This is a genomic window from Enterobacter sp. JUb54, from assembly GCF_014298075.1.
GTDB classification, from domain to species: Bacteria; Pseudomonadota; Gammaproteobacteria; order Enterobacterales; family Enterobacteriaceae; genus Klebsiella; species Klebsiella lignicola.
In genome coordinates this window covers 2,616,118-2,635,220 of the sequence record NZ_CP060418.1, presented here as the reverse complement: position 1 = coordinate 2,635,220, position 19,103 = coordinate 2,616,118, and the positions used below count along the sequence as shown (strand labels likewise).

15 protein-coding genes are annotated in these 19,103 nt (G+C 59.3%); 9 read left to right on the top strand and 6 right to left on the bottom strand.

Annotated features, from left to right (window positions below; genetic code table 11):
- Positions 1-52: 52 nt before the first annotated feature.
- Positions 53-1,480, bottom strand: a complete 1,428-nt coding sequence (locus tag HF679_RS12160; protein ID WP_123755851.1) for an MFS transporter — start codon at positions 1,478-1,480, stop codon at positions 53-55.
- A gap of 109 nt (positions 1,481-1,589) precedes the next feature.
- Between HF679_RS12160 and HF679_RS12155 the strand changes: the two genes are divergently transcribed.
- Positions 1,590-2,468, top strand: coding sequence for a helix-turn-helix transcriptional regulator (locus HF679_RS12155; RefSeq protein ID WP_123755852.1), 879 nt, complete (start codon positions 1,590-1,592; stop codon positions 2,466-2,468).
- An 18-nt stretch (positions 2,469-2,486) separates the two neighbouring features.
- Positions 2,487-3,530, top strand: coding sequence for a DUF2157 domain-containing protein (locus HF679_RS12150; protein ID WP_123756224.1), 1,044 nt, complete (start codon positions 2,487-2,489; stop codon positions 3,528-3,530).
- Here HF679_RS12150 and nfsB read toward each other — a convergent pair.
- The 3 genes from nfsB to HF679_RS12135 all read right to left on the bottom strand — a co-directional run bounded on the left by nfsB (position 3,527) and on the right by HF679_RS12135 (position 5,262).
- Complete coding sequence (gene nfsB, locus HF679_RS12145) at positions 3,527-4,180, bottom strand: oxygen-insensitive NAD(P)H nitroreductase (RefSeq protein WP_154143501.1); 654 nt, start codon at positions 4,178-4,180, stop codon at positions 3,527-3,529. The two genes, HF679_RS12150 and nfsB, sit on opposite strands and share 4 nt — an antisense overlap.
- Before the next feature lie 120 nt (positions 4,181-4,300).
- The gene (locus HF679_RS12140; protein WP_187043009.1) at positions 4,301-4,681 is read right to left on the bottom strand and encodes an MmcQ/YjbR family DNA-binding protein; all 381 of its coding nucleotides are present in this window, start codon (positions 4,679-4,681) and stop codon (positions 4,301-4,303) included.
- The gene (locus tag HF679_RS12135) at positions 4,681-5,262 is read right to left on the bottom strand and encodes a TetR/AcrR family transcriptional regulator (RefSeq protein WP_123755855.1); all 582 of its coding nucleotides are present in this window, start codon (positions 5,260-5,262) and stop codon (positions 4,681-4,683) included. The genes HF679_RS12140 and HF679_RS12135 overlap by 1 nt, the downstream gene beginning before the upstream one ends.
- A 189-nt stretch (positions 5,263-5,451) precedes the next feature.
- Here HF679_RS12135 and HF679_RS12130 point away from each other — a divergent pair, with 189 nt between their 5' ends.
- From HF679_RS12130 to HF679_RS12120, 3 genes are all read left to right on the top strand, one after another.
- Positions 5,452-6,552: an MBL fold metallo-hydrolase gene (locus HF679_RS12130; protein ID WP_123755856.1), complete on the top strand. Its 1,101-nt coding sequence runs from the start codon at positions 5,452-5,454 to the stop codon at positions 6,550-6,552.
- Positions 6,553-6,584: 32 nt separating this feature from the next.
- Positions 6,585-6,926 (top strand): RamA family antibiotic efflux transcriptional regulator, encoded by a 342-nt coding sequence (locus tag HF679_RS12125; protein ID WP_123755857.1) that lies wholly within the window; start codon positions 6,585-6,587, stop codon positions 6,924-6,926.
- Between the two features lie 121 nt (positions 6,927-7,047).
- Positions 7,048-8,640: an alpha/beta hydrolase gene (locus HF679_RS12120; protein ID WP_154143500.1), complete on the top strand. Its 1,593-nt coding sequence runs from the start codon at positions 7,048-7,050 to the stop codon at positions 8,638-8,640.
- Here the strand turns inward: HF679_RS12120 and HF679_RS12115 are convergent.
- Positions 8,599-8,847: a DUF1158 domain-containing protein gene (locus HF679_RS12115; RefSeq protein WP_123756225.1), complete on the bottom strand. Its 249-nt coding sequence runs from the start codon at positions 8,845-8,847 to the stop codon at positions 8,599-8,601. The genes HF679_RS12120 and HF679_RS12115 overlap by 42 nt on opposite strands.
- A gap of 502 nt (positions 8,848-9,349) precedes the next feature.
- Between HF679_RS12115 and HF679_RS12110 the strand changes: the two genes are divergently transcribed.
- The 3 genes from HF679_RS12110 to HF679_RS12100 are packed head-to-tail and all read left to right on the top strand — an operon-like array spanning position 9,350 to position 16,315.
- Complete coding sequence (locus HF679_RS12110) at positions 9,350-12,073, top strand: cation-transporting P-type ATPase (RefSeq protein WP_187043008.1); 2,724 nt, start codon at positions 9,350-9,352, stop codon at positions 12,071-12,073.
- 56 nt (positions 12,074-12,129) lie between these two features.
- Entirely contained in the window at positions 12,130-13,209 is a 1,080-nt protein-coding gene (locus HF679_RS12105; RefSeq protein WP_187043007.1) for an efflux RND transporter periplasmic adaptor subunit, read from the top strand.
- Between the two features lie 13 nt (positions 13,210-13,222).
- Entirely contained in the window at positions 13,223-16,315 is a 3,093-nt protein-coding gene (locus HF679_RS12100) for an efflux RND transporter permease subunit (RefSeq protein WP_154143499.1), read from the top strand.
- A gap of 72 nt (positions 16,316-16,387) precedes the next feature.
- Here the strand turns inward: HF679_RS12100 and HF679_RS12095 are convergent, their stop codons facing one another.
- Positions 16,388-17,113, bottom strand: a complete 726-nt coding sequence (locus HF679_RS12095; RefSeq protein WP_123755862.1) for a phosphodiester glycosidase family protein — start codon at positions 17,111-17,113, stop codon at positions 16,388-16,390.
- A 319-nt stretch (positions 17,114-17,432) separates the two neighbouring features.
- Between HF679_RS12095 and HF679_RS12090 the strand changes: the two genes are divergently transcribed.
- Positions 17,433-19,097: an ABC transporter substrate-binding protein gene (locus HF679_RS12090; protein ID WP_154143498.1), complete on the top strand. Its 1,665-nt coding sequence runs from the start codon at positions 17,433-17,435 to the stop codon at positions 19,095-19,097.
- Positions 19,098-19,103 lie beyond the last annotated feature (6 nt).

Below are 19,103 nucleotides of genomic sequence, written 5' to 3'. Positions count from 1 at the left end.
GTATGATGACCGCTGGATGTATATTATGCAAATCAGACGTGATGCGCCGGGTTTACGAGGCCGCTGCCACCGGGTGAACGCTCAGATGGCGGCGCAATCGCAGGGCAATGGCGCCTAATATCAGCATCATTACCACCTCGACGGCCAGGAAGTCGATCAGCGCCTGGGGATAGTTACCGCCGCTGCGCTGAGCGAGGGTTAAAAACAGCGAGCCGAGGATCGCCGGGCCTAACCCCAGCGTTGCCTGCTGGAGGGTGCTCAGAATGGCGCTGCCGGCACCGGCATCGCAGGCGCTGATGTCGCGCATCCCGATACGATAGAAGCTATTAACGATCAGCGCCTGGCCGTAGCCGATAAGCGCGGTTGACGGCACCATCGCCAGCGCGGCGGTGTGCAGGCCGAAGTGTTGAACGGTGGCGATCAGCAGCAACAGACCGGCTATCTGTACCCCCAGCCCGGTCAGCAGAATGCGTCCCATGCTGTAGCGCGCAATCAGCTTCGGCGCGTACAGCGCCGAGACAAAATAGGCGACCCCAAGGGCGATAAAGCTATTGCCCGACTGCCACGGGGACATCCCCAGCCCGGACTGCATGGTCAGCGCCATGCAGAACATAAAGCCGGACCAGGCGCTGAAGAACAGCAGGGCGATCGCCATCCCGAAGCGGATGCTGGTGAGCTTCAGCAAGCGCGGAGGCAGCAGCGGCTGCTCGCCGCGCTGCTGTTTACGCAGCGCGCTCATCCGCATCCAGGCCAGCAGCGGCAGCACCGCCAGCAGCATCAGCTGTAACGTCCAGGGCCAGTGCAGCTCCGGGCCCAGCGCCATCGGAAACAGCAGGCAGCAGAGGATCAGCGCCAGGCTGAAGGTCCCCTGCCAGTCAATGGCGGCGTGGGCCTCGCGGCGGGTTTCCGGCACATAGCGCTGACTAAACGCCAGCACCAGCAGGCAGATCGGGACATTAATAAAGAAGGCGTTACGCCAGCCCAGCCCGGCGATATCCGCCGATACCAGCCAGCCGCCGCCCATCTGCCCGACGATAAAGGCAATCCCGCCGATCCCGCCGTACAGGCTGATGGCGCGGGCATGGGCGGTCCCTTTCAGGGTAACGTGCAGGGTGGCGAGAACCTGCGGCACGATCAGCGCCGCCCCTGCGCCCTGCAGCGTGCGGGCCGCCAGCAGTTCGCTGATGGAGCCCGCGATGCCGCACAGCAGGGAGGCGAGGCCAAACAGCACTACGCCCCACATAAACAGCCGGCGGCGGCCGTAGTTATCTCCTAGCTTGCTGCCCATCGCCAGGCACACAGCAAACGAGACGCCGTACAGCGCCACAATCAGCTCCAGTTGGGTGGCGCTGGCGTCGAGGGAGTGGGTAATCGAATCCAGCGCCACGTTAGTAATTGAGGTGTCGATCAGCGGCAGCATCTGACCGGTCAACAGCAGCAGTAAACCGGCACGGCCGGGTGAAACAGCAGACGAATTCATCGGATCGCTCCATTGCGTCATTCAGCGGATGGTCGTAGCATTACCGATAAATTAAACGGGTACCAGTTCCTGTCTATACTGGTATTGGTACTACCATGCTGGAGGAAATATGACGGGAATGCCGCAACGGGAAGCTCTGTCGATCGCCCCCGATGACAGCCGTAAGCAGCTGGGGGCATTTCTGCGCGCCCGCCGCGAGAGCCTGGATCCGCAGCGGCTTGGCCTGCCGCGGGTCGGACGGCGGCGCACGCCGGGCCTGCGCCGTGAGGAAGTGGCGATGCTGGCGGATGTCGGCGTCACCTGGTACACCTGGCTGGAGCAGGGGCGCGAGGTGAACCCGTCGGAAGCAGTGCTGGTGGGGGTGGCGAACGCCCTGCAGTGCAGCCCGCTGGAAACCCGCCACCTGTTCGTGCTGGCCGGACTGACGCCACCGGAGGCGCCGTCGGCCGTGGTCTGCGATGCCATCAGCCCGGGAACCCGCCGGCTGATTGACAGCCTGATGCCGCAGCCGGCGAGCATCCAGAAACCCAACTTCGATATCGTCGCGTGGAACGACAGCTTTTGCCGCCTGATGGGGATTGATTTCGCTCAGCTTGCCGAAGAAGACCGCAACTGTATTTACCTCTATCTGACCAATGACACCTGGCGCTTCCGCATCGAAAACCGCGATGTGCTGCCGACTTTTGTCTCCTATTTCCGCGCGGCGATGGCCGAGCATCGGGGCGATCCGCTGTGGGAAAATAAACTGGCGCGCTTCTTCGCCGCTTCCGCCGAGTTCGAAGCGCTGTGGCACCAACGTTATGAGGTCCGCGGCGTGGAGAATCAGGTCAAACACTTCAACCATCCGCAGCTCGGGCGTTTCAGCCTGCAGCAGATGTACTGGTATTCCGCCCCGCGTAATGGCGCACGGCTGCTGGTTTACCTGCCGATGGACGAGTCGGGCGAACAGGCGCTGGCCTGGCTGGATAAGCAGGATGCCCTCTACTGATAACCACAGGGAATGCAGATGAACGTAACCAGAAAACAACATCGGGTGATTGCCCGGGCGCTGGATGAGTGGCAGGCCGCCGGGACGTTGAGCGAGGCAGAACACCAGCGGCTGGCGGGCACGTTGCAGGTGACGCCTTTTGACTGGCAGCGCCTGAGCCGCTATGCCTTCTGGACGGCGCTGGCCTGCCTGTTGATTGCGTTGGGCAGTCTGTTTGCCGATAACGAACTGCTGGCGTGGCTGGCCGTGATGTTCCGCGACTCGGCGCTGGCGCGCATCGTGCTGCCGGCGGCAATTGCGCTCGGCTGCTACCTGTGGGGCTTTCGTCGCCAGCGGCGGGAGCAGCACTGGCACTACAGCACCGAGGCGATTCTGTTTGTCGGCGTGGTCTTTACCGCGGTGGCGATTTGGCAACTCGGCGAGCGGCTGGATAACGGCAGCGGCCACATCGCGCCGTTGTTTCTGGTGGGCTGCGCCATTTATGGCGCCATTGGTATCGCGGCCCGCTCCGGGCTGGTGTGGCTGTTTTTTCTGCTGGCGCTGGGTAACTGGTTTGGCGCGGAAACCGGCTACGTATCGGGGTGGGGCGCTTACTGGCTAGGCATGAGCTACCCGCTGCGCTTTGTGCTGTTTGCCGGCGTGATGCTGGCGCTGTGCTGGCTGTTGCGCCACTGGCTGCAGCAGCGTCGGCTGCTGACCGTCAGTAAAGCGATGGGGTTGACCTGGTTGTTTATCGCCCTGTGGATCCTGTCGATTTTCGGCTATCACGACCCCGACCGCTGGTACAGCATTTCTCAGGCGCAGCGGCTGCCGTGGGCGCTGTTATTTGGCATAGCGGCGGGGATCTGTATCTACATCAGTCTGAAAACCGAAGACGCGATGCTGCGCGGATTTGGCCTGACGTTCCTCGGCATTAATCTCTACACCCGCTTTTTCGAGTATTTCTGGGAGAGCATGCACAAGGTGGTGTTCTTCCTGATCCTGGCGGTGTCGCTGGCGATCCTGGGCCGGTATGCAGAAAAAATCTGGCACGCCGGCGAGCGGCGTGCGCGAGAGGGTTAAATCTCGGTGATGGTCGTCGCCTGCGGCAGGCGTGATTTCGGCAGCGCGGCGTTGAAATCTTCGACGCTGTGGTGGCCCACCGGGACGATGACCACGCTGGTGAAACCTTGTTCGGTTAAGCCAAATTCGGCATCGAGGATTGCGGCATCGAAGCCTTCTACCGGCACTGCGTCCAGCCCCAGGGCCGCCACGCCGAGCAGGAAGTTACCGACGTTAAGGTAAACCTGTTTCGCCATCCAGTGATTGTCGTCCTGCAGCTCTTTGCGGTGCATATCGGCAAAGAACACGCGGCCTTTATGGTTCGCGGCTTTGGCTTCCGGGCTGGCGAAACGGCCGTCGGCCTCTTCCTGGTCAACCACGCGGGTCAGCCAGGCATCGTCCATTGCGGTCTTCGCACAGAACACCACCACGTGAGAGGCATCGAGGATTTTGCGTTCGTTGAAGACGTAGGTGCCGCTGGCGGCTTTCGCGACCCGCGCTTTCCCTTCGTCGGTGCTGGCGACAATAAAGTGCCACGGCTGAGAGTTGGTGCTCGACGGGCTGAATTGCAGCAGGGTTTTCAGGCTGCTGGCTTGCGCCTCAGTCAGTTTTTTCGAGGCATCAAAGGCTTTTGTGGAGTGGCGCTTTAAGGCAACGGAGATGATATCCATAACTCTTCCTCACTATTTCATGCTCAAGTTAACCCGTCCCTGACGGAGCGGTTAGTGACAGAAGAGTACAGCGAAGGCGAGGGAATGATAAGAGACAAAAATGCGATAACACTTATCGTGTTAGCCTGAAAATCGCTCCGGGCGCAGCCGTTTCTGATCTCGTTTTGCCAGCTTGTTCACCACCTGATGCCAGGAATCATCAACCAGTTCGGCCAGCAGATTCTCACTGATATCCTCACCGGGCACGACCGTGATCCAGTGCTTTTTATTCATGTGGTAACCCGGCTCAATGCTGCGGTAAATCTGTTGATTGAGCAGGGATTTTTGCGGCTCGGCTTTCAGATTGACCAGCGCACGACCGCGCAGGGTCACGGTGATCATAAAAATGCGCCCGCCAACTTTAAAGACGTCGTACTCCGGGCCAAACGGCCAGCAGTGCTCGGTAAACGGGTAGGCCAGGGCCAGACGATGGGCGCAAGCGTGCAGCGAAGTATTATCCATTACTGTTCTTTCACGTGGAGGGCCAGCCACATGGTTTCAAACCCGAGGGCGATGATTTCAGGCGCCCGTTTCACGTCATGGCTGGCAAATTCAATGGTGGTTTCCGCCAGCGAAAGGAACAGCGCATCGCCAAAGGCGCTGAAGGTTTCGCTCTGAAAGACCGGTTTGATGGAGGTCTGGCACATCTCGTTGAGCTCAGGAAACATCTCTTTGACCTGGTTCCGGGTTTCATCGGTGATGCGCTCGCTCAGCGACATCCGGCGGATCGCTTTGTGCTCCATCGGATGACGGATGCTCCAGTCGATATAGCTGTTCCAGATGTTGCGGGCGTTCTCTTTCGGCCGCTTTTCGTTTGGCGTCAGCTTGCCAATCATCGACTGGACTAAGCCGCTCTTGATGGTGAGGTACAGTTCGTTGAGCAACTCATCCTTGGTGGCGAAATAGCGGAACAGCGTTCCCTCGGCAACCCCGGCGCTGCGAGCAATGGCGGAGGTTGAGGCGGCGATGCCCGACTGGGCAAAGGCGGCGGTTGCGGCCTCCAGTAACGCTTGCTTTTTATCTTCACTCTTAGGACGAGCCACTACAATTTACCTCACATGTGATGAAACCCCGATCTAAGCATGCCTGGACATGGCACTGCAACGGTGTATGTCAAAATTTGAAAATCGTCTTGACGACTTTCGCTGCTTTCCTAATAATGAGTGCTTACTCACTCATAATCAAGTGTTATCACACAACCCTCAGGATAGAGGGTTTCATCTGGTCAGGTTATGAACCGTGTCACTCTAAGCGTGGTCGCCATCATGTTATTAGCCTCAGCAACCGCTTTGCCGTTTGTGTTAAATGCCGGGTTTGGTCGTGCGCCGCAGGGTGCTCAGCTCAGCCTGGTGGAACAGTCGCCGAACTATCGTGACAACCAGTTCCATAATCAGCTGCCCACGCCAGGCTTTACCGGACAGAAAAATATGCTGGCCGCGTGGTGGGAATTTCTGGTCGTTAAACGTGAAAATGCGCGCCCGGCGCAGCCGCTGCCGCTGGTGAAGACCGATCTTGCCAGCCTGCCGGTAGGGCAGGATGTGATGGTGTGGCTCGGCCACTCTTCCTGGTATCTGCAACTGGCCGGGAAGCGGATCCTGATCGACCCGGTCTTCAGCAGCTACGCCGCGCCGTTCTCCTTCCTCAATAAAGCCTTCTCCGGGGACTATCCCTGGCGGGCAGAGAACATGCCGGAGATCGACCTGCTGATTATCTCCCACGATCACTATGATCATCTCGACTACGCCACCATCAAAGCGCTGATGCCGAAAATCAACCGCGTGGTGACGCCGCTTGGCGTCGGCTCGCATCTGCGTTACTGGGGCATGGACGGGGCGAAAATCAGCGAAGCTGACTGGAACGAAGCGGTGCCGGTCAGTGATGAACTGACGGTTCATGTACTGCCGGCGCGTCATTTCTCCGGGCGTGGGCTGAAACGTAATCAGACTCTGTGGGCCAGCTTTATGTTCGTCACCCCGCAGCAGAAGATTTACTACAGCGGCGACAGCGGCTACGGCCCGCATTTTAAAGCCATCGGCGAACAGTTTGGCGCCGTGGATCTGGCGATTCTGGAGAACGGTCAGTACGACCAGGACTGGAAATACATTCATATGATGCCTGACGAAACGGCGCAGGCCGCCGACGATCTGCGCGCTCGCGCGGTATTGCCGGGGCATGCCGGGCGTTTCGTGCTGGCAAAACACAGCTGGGACGACCCGTACATCAAGCTGGCTGCGGCGAGCAAAGACCGACCATGGCGGCTGTTAACGCCGATGCAGGGCGAGCCGGTTTGGGTTGCCGATAACACACAATCATTTCATCGCTGGTGGCAGTAATTGCCAGTGTGCTTCAACGGGGGAGAGAACTGATGACTATTTCAGCTCAAGTCATTGAGACGATTGTCGGCTGGATCGATGACAATCTGCATCAACCGCTGCGTATTGACGATATTGCTCGCCACTCCGGTTATTCGAAATGGCATCTGCAACGTCTCTTTTTACAGTACAAAGGGGAGAGTCTGGGGCGCTATATCCGCGAACGTAAACTGCGGATGGCGGCGCGCGACCTGCGTGACACCGATCAGCGGGTTTATGACATCTGCCTGAAATACGGCTTTGACTCGCAGCAGACGTTTACCCGCATTTTCACCCGCACGTTTCATCAGCCGCCGGGTGCCTACCGCAAAGATAACCACAACAGCGCCCACTAACTGACCGCCGCCGGGTAACCGGCGGAGCGCCAACGGACTTGCCATTACTTGATGTGTTATTGCAAATCATTACCATTTGCATTAGCGTTACTGCTAAATTCTGACAAGAGTAAACCGGGCGATGAAGATGGCATGGAGTGGTCTGCAGGTAGGGGTGAGTGCACGGCCTGCGGCGGCGATCGACGGCGATTCCCCCTCTCTGCAGGGGGAGTTACAGGGAAAATTCGATGCCAGCGGTGAAGTCTGTTTTGACCTGCCGATGTTGGGTGAGAATTACGTCACGGCGACGATTTACGGCGTAACCGACGCCCGGTTGCTGGATGAACATAACCGACGCCTGCGCACGCTGCTGACCGACGGGCCGCCGGACGGCGAGCAGCAGCTGCTGTTTTCTCTGCCGGTGAATCGCCCTTCGGCGTTGGTTTTCCACGGCCAGGAAGGGGCCAGCTGGCGTTTTTGCTGGCGGATGAAAGAGACCACCGCGCTGAGCAAAAGCCAGACCCAGGATCCCATCAGCCCACGTTTGCAGGCGCTGAAGCAGACCCTGGCGACAGGCGGTTCTACCGCGGCTTTCTGGCAGGAGCGTGAGCTTGAAGGTACGCCGATGGTGGAGCCGGTAGAGGCGGGGCACAAGCGGGTCACTTTCCTGTGGCGTGGAGCGAAGAACAATGTCTTCCTGCTGGGATCGCCGGCGGGGGAGCACGACCCGTTATTCCGACTTGGTGGTTCTGACGTCTGGTTTCGCAGCTATGTTGTCCCGGCTGATACGCTGATGCAGTATCAGCTGGCGCCGGATGTGCCGCAGGTTGACGGGGAAGGGGATGAACTTCGGCGAGCGATTCTGATCAGCGCTCAGGCCGATCCGCTCAATCCACACACCGTCAACCATGCCAGCGATCGCTGGGGCCGCCATTCTTTGCTGGCGCTGGATCCGGCGCGCTATTGTACTCCACGGCGGATGGCGCAACCGCTGCGCTACGGCACCCTGACTCGCCACCACCTGCGCAGTGATTTTCTGCAAAATACCCGGGAAGTGCGGATCTATCGGCCACGTCTGCCGCAGCCCGCCCGCTGGACGCTGCTGCTGCTTGATGGCAAAACCTATCAGGATGAATACCGCTTTGCCAACGTGCTGGACAATCTGATTGCCCACCATATGCTGCCGCCGGTGAACGTGGTGTTTATCGATAGCCTCGATCAGGCGCGACGGATGAAGGAGCTGCAGCCGAATCCCTTCTTTGCCGACTTTATGGCCCATGAACTGCTGCCCTGGCTGCGTCAGCAGGGGCTGAACCTGACGCGGCAAAAAACCGTGGTGGCGGGCTCCAGCTACGGCGGGCTGGCGGCGTCGTGGGTGGCGCTGCGCTATCCGCGCCAGTTTGCCAATGTCCTGAGCCTGTCGGGGTCTTACTGGTGGGCGCCAAAAGATGAAGAGGCCTGCTGGTTAACCCGCCAGTATCAACAGTCGCCGCGCTACCCGGTGCGCTTCTGGCTGCAGGCAGGGCGGTTTGAGACCTCAGGGCCTGACGGCGGGGTCTTCAGTCATACCCTCGCGTTTGAGCAGGCGCTGCGTGAAAAAGGCTATCGGGTCAGCTTCCATCCGTCATCCAGCGGCCATGACTATGCGGCCTGGTGCGAGGCGCTGGTGGCCGGGATGCGTGATTTTACCGGCCTAGCGATCCAGAGAAAACCAGCGACGCCAGATCCAACGTAATACCACATACTCGATCGTACCCAGCACCAGGAACCACAGGCAAAAAAGCAGGGTGTAAAACTGGTTGAGATCCATCAGATGGAAGGTATCAACCAGCTTTTGCGCCAGCGTCAGCCCGAGTGAGGGGGCTGGCAGCAGTAAACATGAGAGCAGGGCCAGCAATAAAATACCGGCGGCAGACAGTAGCGTTTCGAGCGGATGCTTCATTATTTTGTTAATCATCAGTTAAAAAACATATTGTCCGGGAAAAGACCGGTTAACGCAATATACTTTCCCTCGTTATTATTTTACGTCATTCGTCGTAGCTCTTATATTATTTATTCCCACCTCTTCGTTAATAATTTGAGTGTTATTTGTAATTAAATTAATAGCATTAAAATGTCAGTTAACGTCATTATCCGGTCATCAGTTTTACAAAAGTATAGGTGCTATATCCCACCAGGGTAGCGATAATGATGGCTAGCAGGATGTACAGTGCCAGGCGGCGTCCGCGGTAGATTCCAAACATATTAACCTCGTTTGATTAGGGTTTAATATTACTCTGCGATATTTGCTATGAAGAATTAACTTATCATAGTTTTTTAATTTTGCGGGAGTTTAAATATTGCACTAAATCACGTTTGTTCGTGTCCGCTTGCGATGTATTTATTCATTGGCCAGAAATGATTTCAGGCTTTCCGAATCACGGAATTTAAAAGGAAAACTTATTTTGACCAAAATGATGAACTCTAATAATACAACACCCGCCGGTGATGCTACGCCTCGGCAGGCGTACCAGCAGAGCGTTGACGAGGTGCTGACCCAGAAAAAAAGCCGCGCTGAGGGCCTGTCTGGCGCCGACGCGGCTGAGCGCCTGAAATCTTTTGGCCCTAACGCCTTACCTGAAAAGAAAAGCAAGCCGGCCTGGCTGCGTTTCCTCGCCCACTTTAACGACGTCCTGATCTTTGTCCTGCTGGCCGCCGCCGTGCTCACGGCCGCGATGGGGCACTGGGTGGATACCCTGGTGATCCTCGGGGTCACGGTGATCAATGCGCTGATTGGCCACGTTCAGGAGAGCAACGCCGAAAAATCGCTGCAGGGTATTCGCAACATGCTGTCGAGCAACGCGCGGGTGCAGCGTAACGGCAAGCACGAAACCCTGCCGACTCGCGAGCTGGTGCCGGGCGATATCGTCATTCTGCGGGCGGGCGACCGCGTGCCGGCGGATATGCGTCTTATCGAAACCCACAACCTGCGGGTGGAAGAAGCGATCCTCACCGGCGAATCGACGGTGGTGGATAAAACCACCGCCGCGCTGCAAGGGGAGCTGCCGCTCGGCGACCGTACCAACATGCTCTTTTCTGGCACCACCATCAGCGCCGGCGGCGGCGTGGGGGTGGTGACCGAGACCGGGCAGGATACCGAGCTTGGGCACATCAACCAGATGATGGCCGGCATCGAGAAGCACCGCACGCCGCTGCTGGTGCAGATGGATAAGCTGGGTAAAGCGATTTTCGTCATTATTCTCGCGATGATGGCCGCCCTGTTTGTCTTCAGCCTGGCGCTGCGCGATATCCCGATGGGCGAGCTGCTGCTGTCGCTGATTAGCCTCGCGGTGGCTGCCGTACCGGAAGGGCTGCCGGCCATTATCTCCATTATCCTCTCGCTGGGCGTTCAGGCGATGGCGCGTAAACACGCCATTATCCGTAAGCTGCCGACGGTCGAAACCCTGGGGGCGATGACCGTGGTCTGCTCGGATAAAACCGGCACCCTGACGATGAACGAAATGACGGTGAAAGCGATTATCACCGCCGACTGCTGCTATCGCGTGGAAGGGAACAGCTACGAGCCGCAGGGCAATATCTATCTCGAGGGCAGCGACGAGCCGGTGCAGATTAAAGCGGGTAGCGTACTGGATACCTATCTGCGCACCATCGACCTGTGTAACGACAGCCAGCTGGTGCAGGACGCGCGCGGCCTGTGGGGGATCACCGGCGGGCCTACCGAAGGGGCGTTAAAAGTACTGGCGGCGAAGGCAAAACTGCCGGCGGTGGTGACGCAGCTGGTGGCGAAAATTCCGTTCGACTCACAGTACAAGTACATGGCGACGCACCAGAAAATCGACCAGCAAGAGCGGGTGTTAATCACCGGCGCGCCGGACGTTATCTTTGCGATGTGCCGCCAGCAGATGACCAAGCAGGGAGTCGCCCCGTTCGAACTGCAGTACTGGGAGAATGAGATTTCTCGTTTCGCCAGCCAGGGGCTGCGCATGGTTGCCGCCGCGTGCAAACCGGCAGTCGCTGGCAGCACCACGTTGACCCATGATGACCTGCGCGAGGGGCTGGTGTTCCTCGGTATTGCCGGGATGATGGATCCGCCGCGTCCGGAGGCCATTGATGCTATCCATGCCTGCCAGACCGCCGGGATCCGCGTGAAGATGATCACCGGCGATCACCCGCAGACGGCGATGAGCATTGGCCAGATGCTGGGGATCACCAACAGCAGCCAGGCGATGACCGGCTATCAGCTGGAGCATATGGATGACCGCGAGCTGGCAAAAGCGGCGGTGGCGTACGACATTTTTGCCCGCACCAGTCCGGAGCATAAACTGCGGTTGGTGAAAGCGCTGCAGGAGAGCGGCGAAGTGGTCGGGATGACCGGTGATGGCGTCAACGATGCCCCGGCGCTGCGCCAGGCCGATGTCGGTATCGCGATGGGCATCAAAGGGACCGAAGTGACCAAAGAGGCCGCCGACATGGTGTTGACGGACGATAACTTCGCCACCATCGCCAGTTCGGTCAAAGAGGGGCGTCGGGTCTACGACAACCTGAAGAAAACGATCCTGTTTATCATGCCCACCAACCTGGCGCAGGGGCTGCTGATTATCATTGCCCTGCTGGCGGGGAACATCATTCCGCTGACGCCGGTATTGATTCTGTGGATGAACATGGCGACCTCCGCCACGCTCTCCTTCGGCCTGGCGTTTGAAGCCGCGGAGCGCAACGTGATGCATCGCCCGCCGCGTAAAACCGGCCAGCACGTGATGGATGCCTTCGCCGTCTGGCGCGTGGCCTTCGTCGGCACCATGATTGCCGTTGCCGCCTTTATTCTTGAGGCCTGGCTTGCGCCGCGCGGCCATAGCCCGGAGTTTATCCGTACCGTGTTGCTGCAGATGCTGGTCACCGCCCAGTGGCTGTACATGATTAACTGCCGCAGCAGCGACAGTTTCTCGCTGAATGTTGGCCTCCTGCGCAACAAAGGGATCTGGATGGTCAGCGGCGTGCTGCTGCTCCTGCAGCTGGCGATTATCTACCTGCCGTTTATGCAGACGATGTTTGGCACCGAGTCGCTGCCGCTGCGCTACTGGCTGATCACCCTGGTCATTGGCCTGGGGATGTTCCTGGTGGTGGAAGTTGAGAAGCGTCTGACCCGCCCGTTACGTAAAACCGTCTGACCTGCCAGCGCCCTCGCCATCCGGGGAGGGCGCTGCACCATCCGCAAGGAATCGCAATGAGAAACATCATGCGCCTGGTCCTGGTGACCGTTGGCCTGGCCGGTTACGCCTTAACGGCGACCGCAGCCCCCGCAACTCCGGTCCGCGCGACCGCTGTCGAACGCCAGTCATATGCGGCTGAGCGCCAGATCCCCGGCCGTATCGAAGCCATTCATGACGTGGACATTCGCGCGCGTACCGAAGGCAGTATTGTGCAGCGCCACTTCCAGGACGGGCAGTACGTCAAACAGGGCGACCGGCTGTTTACCCTCGATGACGCCCAGCCGCGCGCCGCGCTGGCGCTGGCCAACGCCGAGCTGAAAAGCGCCCAGGCGTCATTACGTCAGGCCCAGCAGCTACTAAGCCGCTATCAGCAACTGAAAAATAACCACTCCATTAGCCGTAACGATGTCGATAACGCCCGGATGCAGCGCGATGTTGCCGCTGCCGCCGTTGAGCAGGCCAAAGCCCGCGTGACGACGCAGCAAATCACCCTCGATTACACCCGCATCGACTCCCCGGTGAGCGGGCGCATCGGCCACAGCCGCTTTCACGTTGGCAGCCTGGTGGGACCGGGCAGCGGCACGCTGGTCGACATCGTGCAGCTTGACCCGGTTCGCGTCTCTTTCGCCCTGGATGAGGCTGCGTTTTACAGCAAAGCCGGGCAGCACGCCGATATCAGCGCGATGAAGCAGGCGTGGGTCGCGCAGATTGCCCCCGAGGGGACGCGTGAGGAGGGGGTGTTGACCTCCGTTGATAACCGGATCGACAGCCGCACCGCCAGCGTGGTGCTGCGGGCGGAATTCGCGAATCCGCAGCATCGCCTGCTGCCGGGCGGCAGCGTGTCGGTGATTTTCAGCCCGCGTCAGCCGCAGGAGAGTCTGATGGTGCCGGTGGCGGCCGTCCAGCAGGATGCGCAGGGGTTCTTTAGCTGGGTGGTGACGGATAACGCCACCGTCGCCCAGCGTCGGTTAACGCTCGACGGGCAGCAGGGACAGCAGTTTGTCGTGACGAAAGGGTTGAACGCCGGCGAGCGGGTGGTGACGGAAGGCGCTCAGCGCCTGCGTGACGGCGCCAACGTGCAGCTATTGAATTAGGGAAGGTGAAAGGATGCTGACGTTTTTTATCCGCCGTCCTCGTTTTGCGATGGTGATCGCGCTGCTGCTGACGTTTGTTGGTGCGGTGGCGCTGAAGGTGATTCCGGTTGAGCAATATCCACAAATTACGCCGCCGGTGGTGAATGTTAGCGCCAGCTGGCCTGGCGCCAGCGCGGCGGATGTGGCTGAGGCTATCGCCGCGCCGCTGGAAACCCAGCTCAACGGCGTGGACCATATGCTGTATATGGAATCCACCAGTTCCGATGAGGGTAACTACAGTCTGAGCCTGACCTTTGCGGCCGGTACCGATGCCGATCTGGCGGCCATTGACGTGCAAAACCGCGTCTCCCAGGCGCTGGCGCAGCTGCCTGCCGACGCGCAGCAGAACGGGGTGCAGGTGCGTAAGCGGGCGAGTAACCTGCTGATGGGCGTCAGCCTCTATTCACCGCTGGAAACGCTCTCGCCGCTGTTCGTCAGCAACTATGCCAGCACTCAGGTGCGGGAAGCGCTGGCCCGTCTGCCCGGCGTCGGCGAAGTGCAGATGTTCGGCGCCCGCGACTACAGCATGCGGATCTGGCTGCGGCCAGATCGCATGAACGCTCTCAACGTGACCACCGATGATATCGCCCAGGCGCTGCGTGAGCAGAACGTGCAGGGAGCCGCCGGCCAGGTCGGGACGCCGCCGGTGTTCAACGGTCAGCAACAAACGCTGACCATCAACGGCATCGGGCGACTGAACGATGCGCAAAGCTTTAGCCAGATTATTATCCGCAGCGGCGAACTGGGACAGCTGGTGCGCCTTAGCGACGTGGCGACCATCGAACTGGGGGCGCGCAGCTACAGCTCCGGGGCGCAGCTAAATGGCAAAGACTCTGCCTATCTCGGCATCTACCCGACGCCGACGGCGAACGCCCTGCAGGTGGCGACGGCGGTGCGCGCCGAGCTGACCCGCCTGCACAGTCGTTTCCCGGCCGATATGACCTGGGAGGTGAAATTCGATACCACCCGCTTTGTGGCGGCGACGATCAAAGAGATCGGCGTCTCGCTGGCCCTGACCCTGATGGCGGTCGTGGTGGTGGTCTCGCTGTTCCTGCAGAGCTGGCGGGCCACGCTGATCGTCACCCTGGCGATTCCGGTGTCGCTGATTGGCAGTTTTGCCGTGCTTTATCTGCTGGGCTACAGCGCCAATACCCTGAGCTTATTCGCCATTATTCTGGCTCTGACCATGGTGGTGGATGACGCCATTGTGGTGGTCGAAAGCGTCGAGACAAAGATGGCGGAAGGGTTTGGCCGCCAGGAAGCGACGGCGCAGGCGCTGCGGCAGATCGCCGGGCCGGTGATTGCCACCACCCTGGTCCTGCTGGCGGTGTTTGTGCCGGTGGCGCTGTTACCGGGTATTGTCGGCGAACTGTACCGGCAATTTGCCGTCACCCTGTCGACGGCGGTAACGGTATCGAGCGTGGTGGCGTTGACCCTGACGCCGGCGCTGTGCGCGCTGCTGTTGCGCCCACGACCCGCTCAACCGGCGGCGTTCTGGCGCGGGTTTAATCGTGGTCTTGATCAGGTCCGCGATGGTTATGGCGCGCTGATCGGGCGGATGAACCGTCGTCCGTGGCTGGCGATGATGGCGACGGCCACTGCCGCCGCGGTGGTGGTGTTCAGCTTTATGCATATGCCGAAGGGATTTTTGCCGCAAGAGGATCAGGGTTACTTCTTCGCCAGCGTGCAGCTGCCGGAAGCCGCGTCGCTGGAGCGCACGGAAGCGGTGATGACCCAGGCGCGCGAGCTGCTGCTGGCGAACCCGGCGGTCGAGGATGTGATTCAGGTTTCGGGTTTTAATATCCTTAACGGCACCAGCGCGTCCAATGGCGGGTTTATTTCAGTGATGCTGAAAGCGTGGGATCAGCGGCCGCCGCTGGAGACGGTGATGGACAAGCTGCAGGGCCAGCTGCTGGGAATGCCGGAAGCGACGATCATGACCTTTGCGCCGCCGACGCTGCCGGGGCTGGGGACCGCATCTGGTTTTAATTTACGTATTCTGGCCCAGGGCGGGCAGTCTCCGGCGGAGCTGGAGCAGGTGACCCGTCAGGTGCTGCAGAAAGCCAACCAGCACCCGCAGCTGAACCGGGTGTTCACCACCTGGAGCAGCAACGTGCCGCAGTTGACGCTCAACGTCGATCGCGATCAGGCTGCGCGGCTGGATGTGCCGGTATCGCGGGTCTTCAACAGCCTGCAAACGGCGTTTGGCGGCACCCGCGTCGGTGATTTCAGTATCAACAACCGGGTGTACCATGTGGTGATACAAAACGAGATGCAGTGGCGCGAGCGTGCGTCGCAGATTGGCGAGCTGTTTGTGCGCAGCAACAGCGGCGAGCGTATTCGACTGAGCAATCTGGTGACCATCACGCCCACCGTGGGCGCGCCGTTCATCCAGCAATATAACCAGTTCCCGTCGGTATCCGTCAGCGGTTCGGCGAGTGAGGGCGTCAGCAGCCGCACGGCGATGAACGTGATGGAGCAGATTTTACAGGCCCATCTGCCGCAGGGGTATGACTACGCGTGGAGCGGGATCTCGTGGCAGGAGCAGCAAACCGGGAACCAGGCGGTGTGGATCGTGCTGGCGGCGGTGGCGATGGCGTGGCTGTTCCTCGTGGCGCAGTATGAGAGCTGGACGCTGCCGGCCAGCGTAATGCTGTCGGTGCTGTTCGCCATCGGCGGGGCGCTGTTGTGGCTGTGGCTGGCAGGGTACGCCAACGATGTATACGTGCAGATAGGGCTGATATTGCTCATCGCCCTCGCCGCCAAAAATGCGATTCTGATCGTTGAGTTTGCACGGGCCAGGCGAGAGGAGGGGATGTCGGTGGTCGACGCCGCCCGCGAAGGGGCCACCCGGCGTTTTCGCGCGGTGTTGATGACGGCGGTCTCGTTTATCATCGGGATTGTGCCGATGATGCTCGCCACCGGCGCCGGGGCCCAGAGCCGACGCATTATCGGCACCACCGTTTTCAGCGGCATGCTGGTGGCAACGGTGATTGGCATCGTGTTTATCCCGTCGCTGTTCGTACTGTTCCAACGCCTGCGCGAGTGGGGCCATCGGCGGATGTAGGTGGTGTCACCTGGATTAGCCCGGCCTGCGCTTCGCTGGGCCGGGCTATGATCTAGTGATGGGGCGTTTCGGTTATTTGCGTTCTACCGCGATCAGGGTGACGAACGGGTGGTACTGCCACGGGATGCTGCCGCCTTTCTGGTACATCTTTGAGATGGTGCCGTCGAGATAGAGCATCTGGCGCACGTTGAGGGTTGACTGCGCATAGCAGGCGAAATCATAGAAATTGGTTTCGCGCTCGCTCAGCATAAACACCACTTTGCCCTGGCGGTTAATTCCGACGCCGTTGCGCAGCTTGCGTGAACTGGCGGAAGGCTTCAGCCGCCAGTTGATCTTGCCGTTTTCAATTAACATCGGGCCGGACTGCACGGCGTAGCTAATGGCGGGAGAGGGCTTAAATTTATCGAGGCTGGCGATCCCTGCTTTTTGCCCCTGAAGATAAAATACTCCGCCGGGACGGATAAAAAAGTTACCGCCGCCGGAGGCGCGGTTCAGCGGAACCTTCTGCACCCCTTTTTCGATATACAGCCCCAGCGGCGCGTAGGCCTTATCGTAAATGCCGCCGTTCATCGCCATCTGGATACGATCGGCCTGCGGGCTATCTGCCAGTAACGCACGCAGTGAGCCAAAGGCCTCGCCATCCGCTTTTTTCCAGTACATCACAATACGCTCGCGCTGCGGATTGACGGTATAGCTTTGCAGCGTCAGCGCGGGGTCGGTGAGGGTGCATTTCCCGCTGGCAACGGCGGGCAGAGAGACAAGCAGTAACGGCAGAAGGGCAGAGAAGCGCACGGTCATCGGGTCCTTAAGATCGGCAATAGCCGGCAGTATATCCAGTCCTGAATTAATAACAGGATAAAAATGATGAATTTATTTTATATAAAGTCACGCACCGTGATGATATCGGGTGCAGGAAAATCGGCTGGTGCAATTCTGCAACAGAATTCCCGCTGGCGGTGCAAAAAGATAAGTCAGGTTTATTTTTAAAATAAAATCATTGAGATAATATAAGTCATCCTTATTTTACCCCTTATTTTCTACTTATTTCACGGCAATTCAGATCTGGTATGCATCTTGCCTGTTAAATAACGAATATTTATTTAACAGGGACCATGTGATGCTGATGAAAAAATTATGCTTACGCCAATGCCGTCTCGCCGTCGCGGTCAGCGGGGCGCTGGCGCTGCTTGCCGCGTTACCTGCCCACGCCTCGACGCTGCGGATCGCCATGACCGCGGCCGATATTCCTCTGACCCTCGGCCAGCCCGATCAGGGTTTTGAAGGGAACCGCTTCACCGGAATTCCGCTGTACGATGCCCTCGTGGAGTGGGATCTGTCACAAGGTGAGAAGCCAAGTGGCCTGGTACCCGGCCTGGCGACGGAGTGGCACGTTGACCCGCAAAATCAGAGCCGCTGGATCTTTACCCTGCGTCCGGGCGTCAAGTTTCATGATGGCACTGAGGTCAATCCCGATGCCATTGTCTGGAACGTCGATAAAGTGCTGAACAAAGCCGCGCCGCAATATGCTCCGGGCCAGATTGGCAATACGCTGTCGCGCATGCCGACCCTCACCGGCGCGGAAAAAATTGATGACCACACCGTCGCGCTGACCACCTCGGAACCGGATGCGCTGCTGCCGTACAACATCACCAACTTGTTTATCGTCTCGCCCACCGCCTGGCAGAAACTGTATGACGCGGTACCGGCCAGCACCGGCGATACCGCCGCGCGCAGCAAGCTGGCCTGGACCGAGTTTGCCGCCCATGCGGTGGGCAGCGGCCCGTTCAAAATGGAAAAACTGGTTCCCCGCCAGCAGCTGATCCTCGATAAAAACCCCGACTACTGGAATAAAGATCGCATCCCAAGAGTGGATAAAGTGGTGCTGATCCCTCTGCCGGAGGCCAACGCCCGCACCGCGGCGCTGCTCTCTAAACAGGTTGACTGGATCGAAGCGCCGGCCCCGGATGCGGTGGACCAGATTAAAGCCCAGGGCTTTAAAATCTACGCCAATACCCAGCCGCACCTGTGGCCGTGGCAGTTCTCCTTCGAAGAGGGCTCCCCGTGGAAAGATATTCGGGTGCGCAAGGCCGCCAACCTGTGCCTGAACCGCGCCGAGCTGAAAAGCTACCTTGGCGGTTACATGACCGAAGCCACCGGCGTTTATGAAGCCGACAGCCCGTGGCATGGCAAGCCAACCTTCCAGATCAAATATGACCCGGAAACCGCCCGCAAACTGATGACCGAAGCCGGATTCAGCGCCAGTAAACCGCTGCACGTTACGGTGGCGACCTCAGCCTCCGGCTCCGGGCAGATGCAGCCGCTGCCGATGAACGAATACATCCAGCAGAGCCTGAAAAGCTGCTTCTTTAACGTCGATATCAAAGTGAATGAGTGGAACACCCTGTTCACCAACTGGCGTCTCGGGGCGAAAGATCCCTCGGCGAAAGGGATCGATGCGATCAACGTCAGCGCCGCGGTCAACGATCCCTACTTTGGCCTGATCCGCTTCTCCACCGCCAAAGCCTTCCCGCCGGTCGCCACTAACTGGGGCTATTTCTCCACTCCGGAAACCGAAAAACTGGCCACCGCAGTGAAGCACGCCTTTACCCCGGCGGAGATGGACAAAGCCGCCGGTGAACTGCACGCCGCGCTGGTCGATCAGGTGCCGTTCCTGTTCGTCGCCCACGACGTTGGGCCGCGGGCGATATCTCCGGCGGTCACCGGCGTAGTCCAGCCGCAAAGCTGGTTTATCGACCTCAGTCTGGTGAGCAAGAAAGAGTAATCGTAA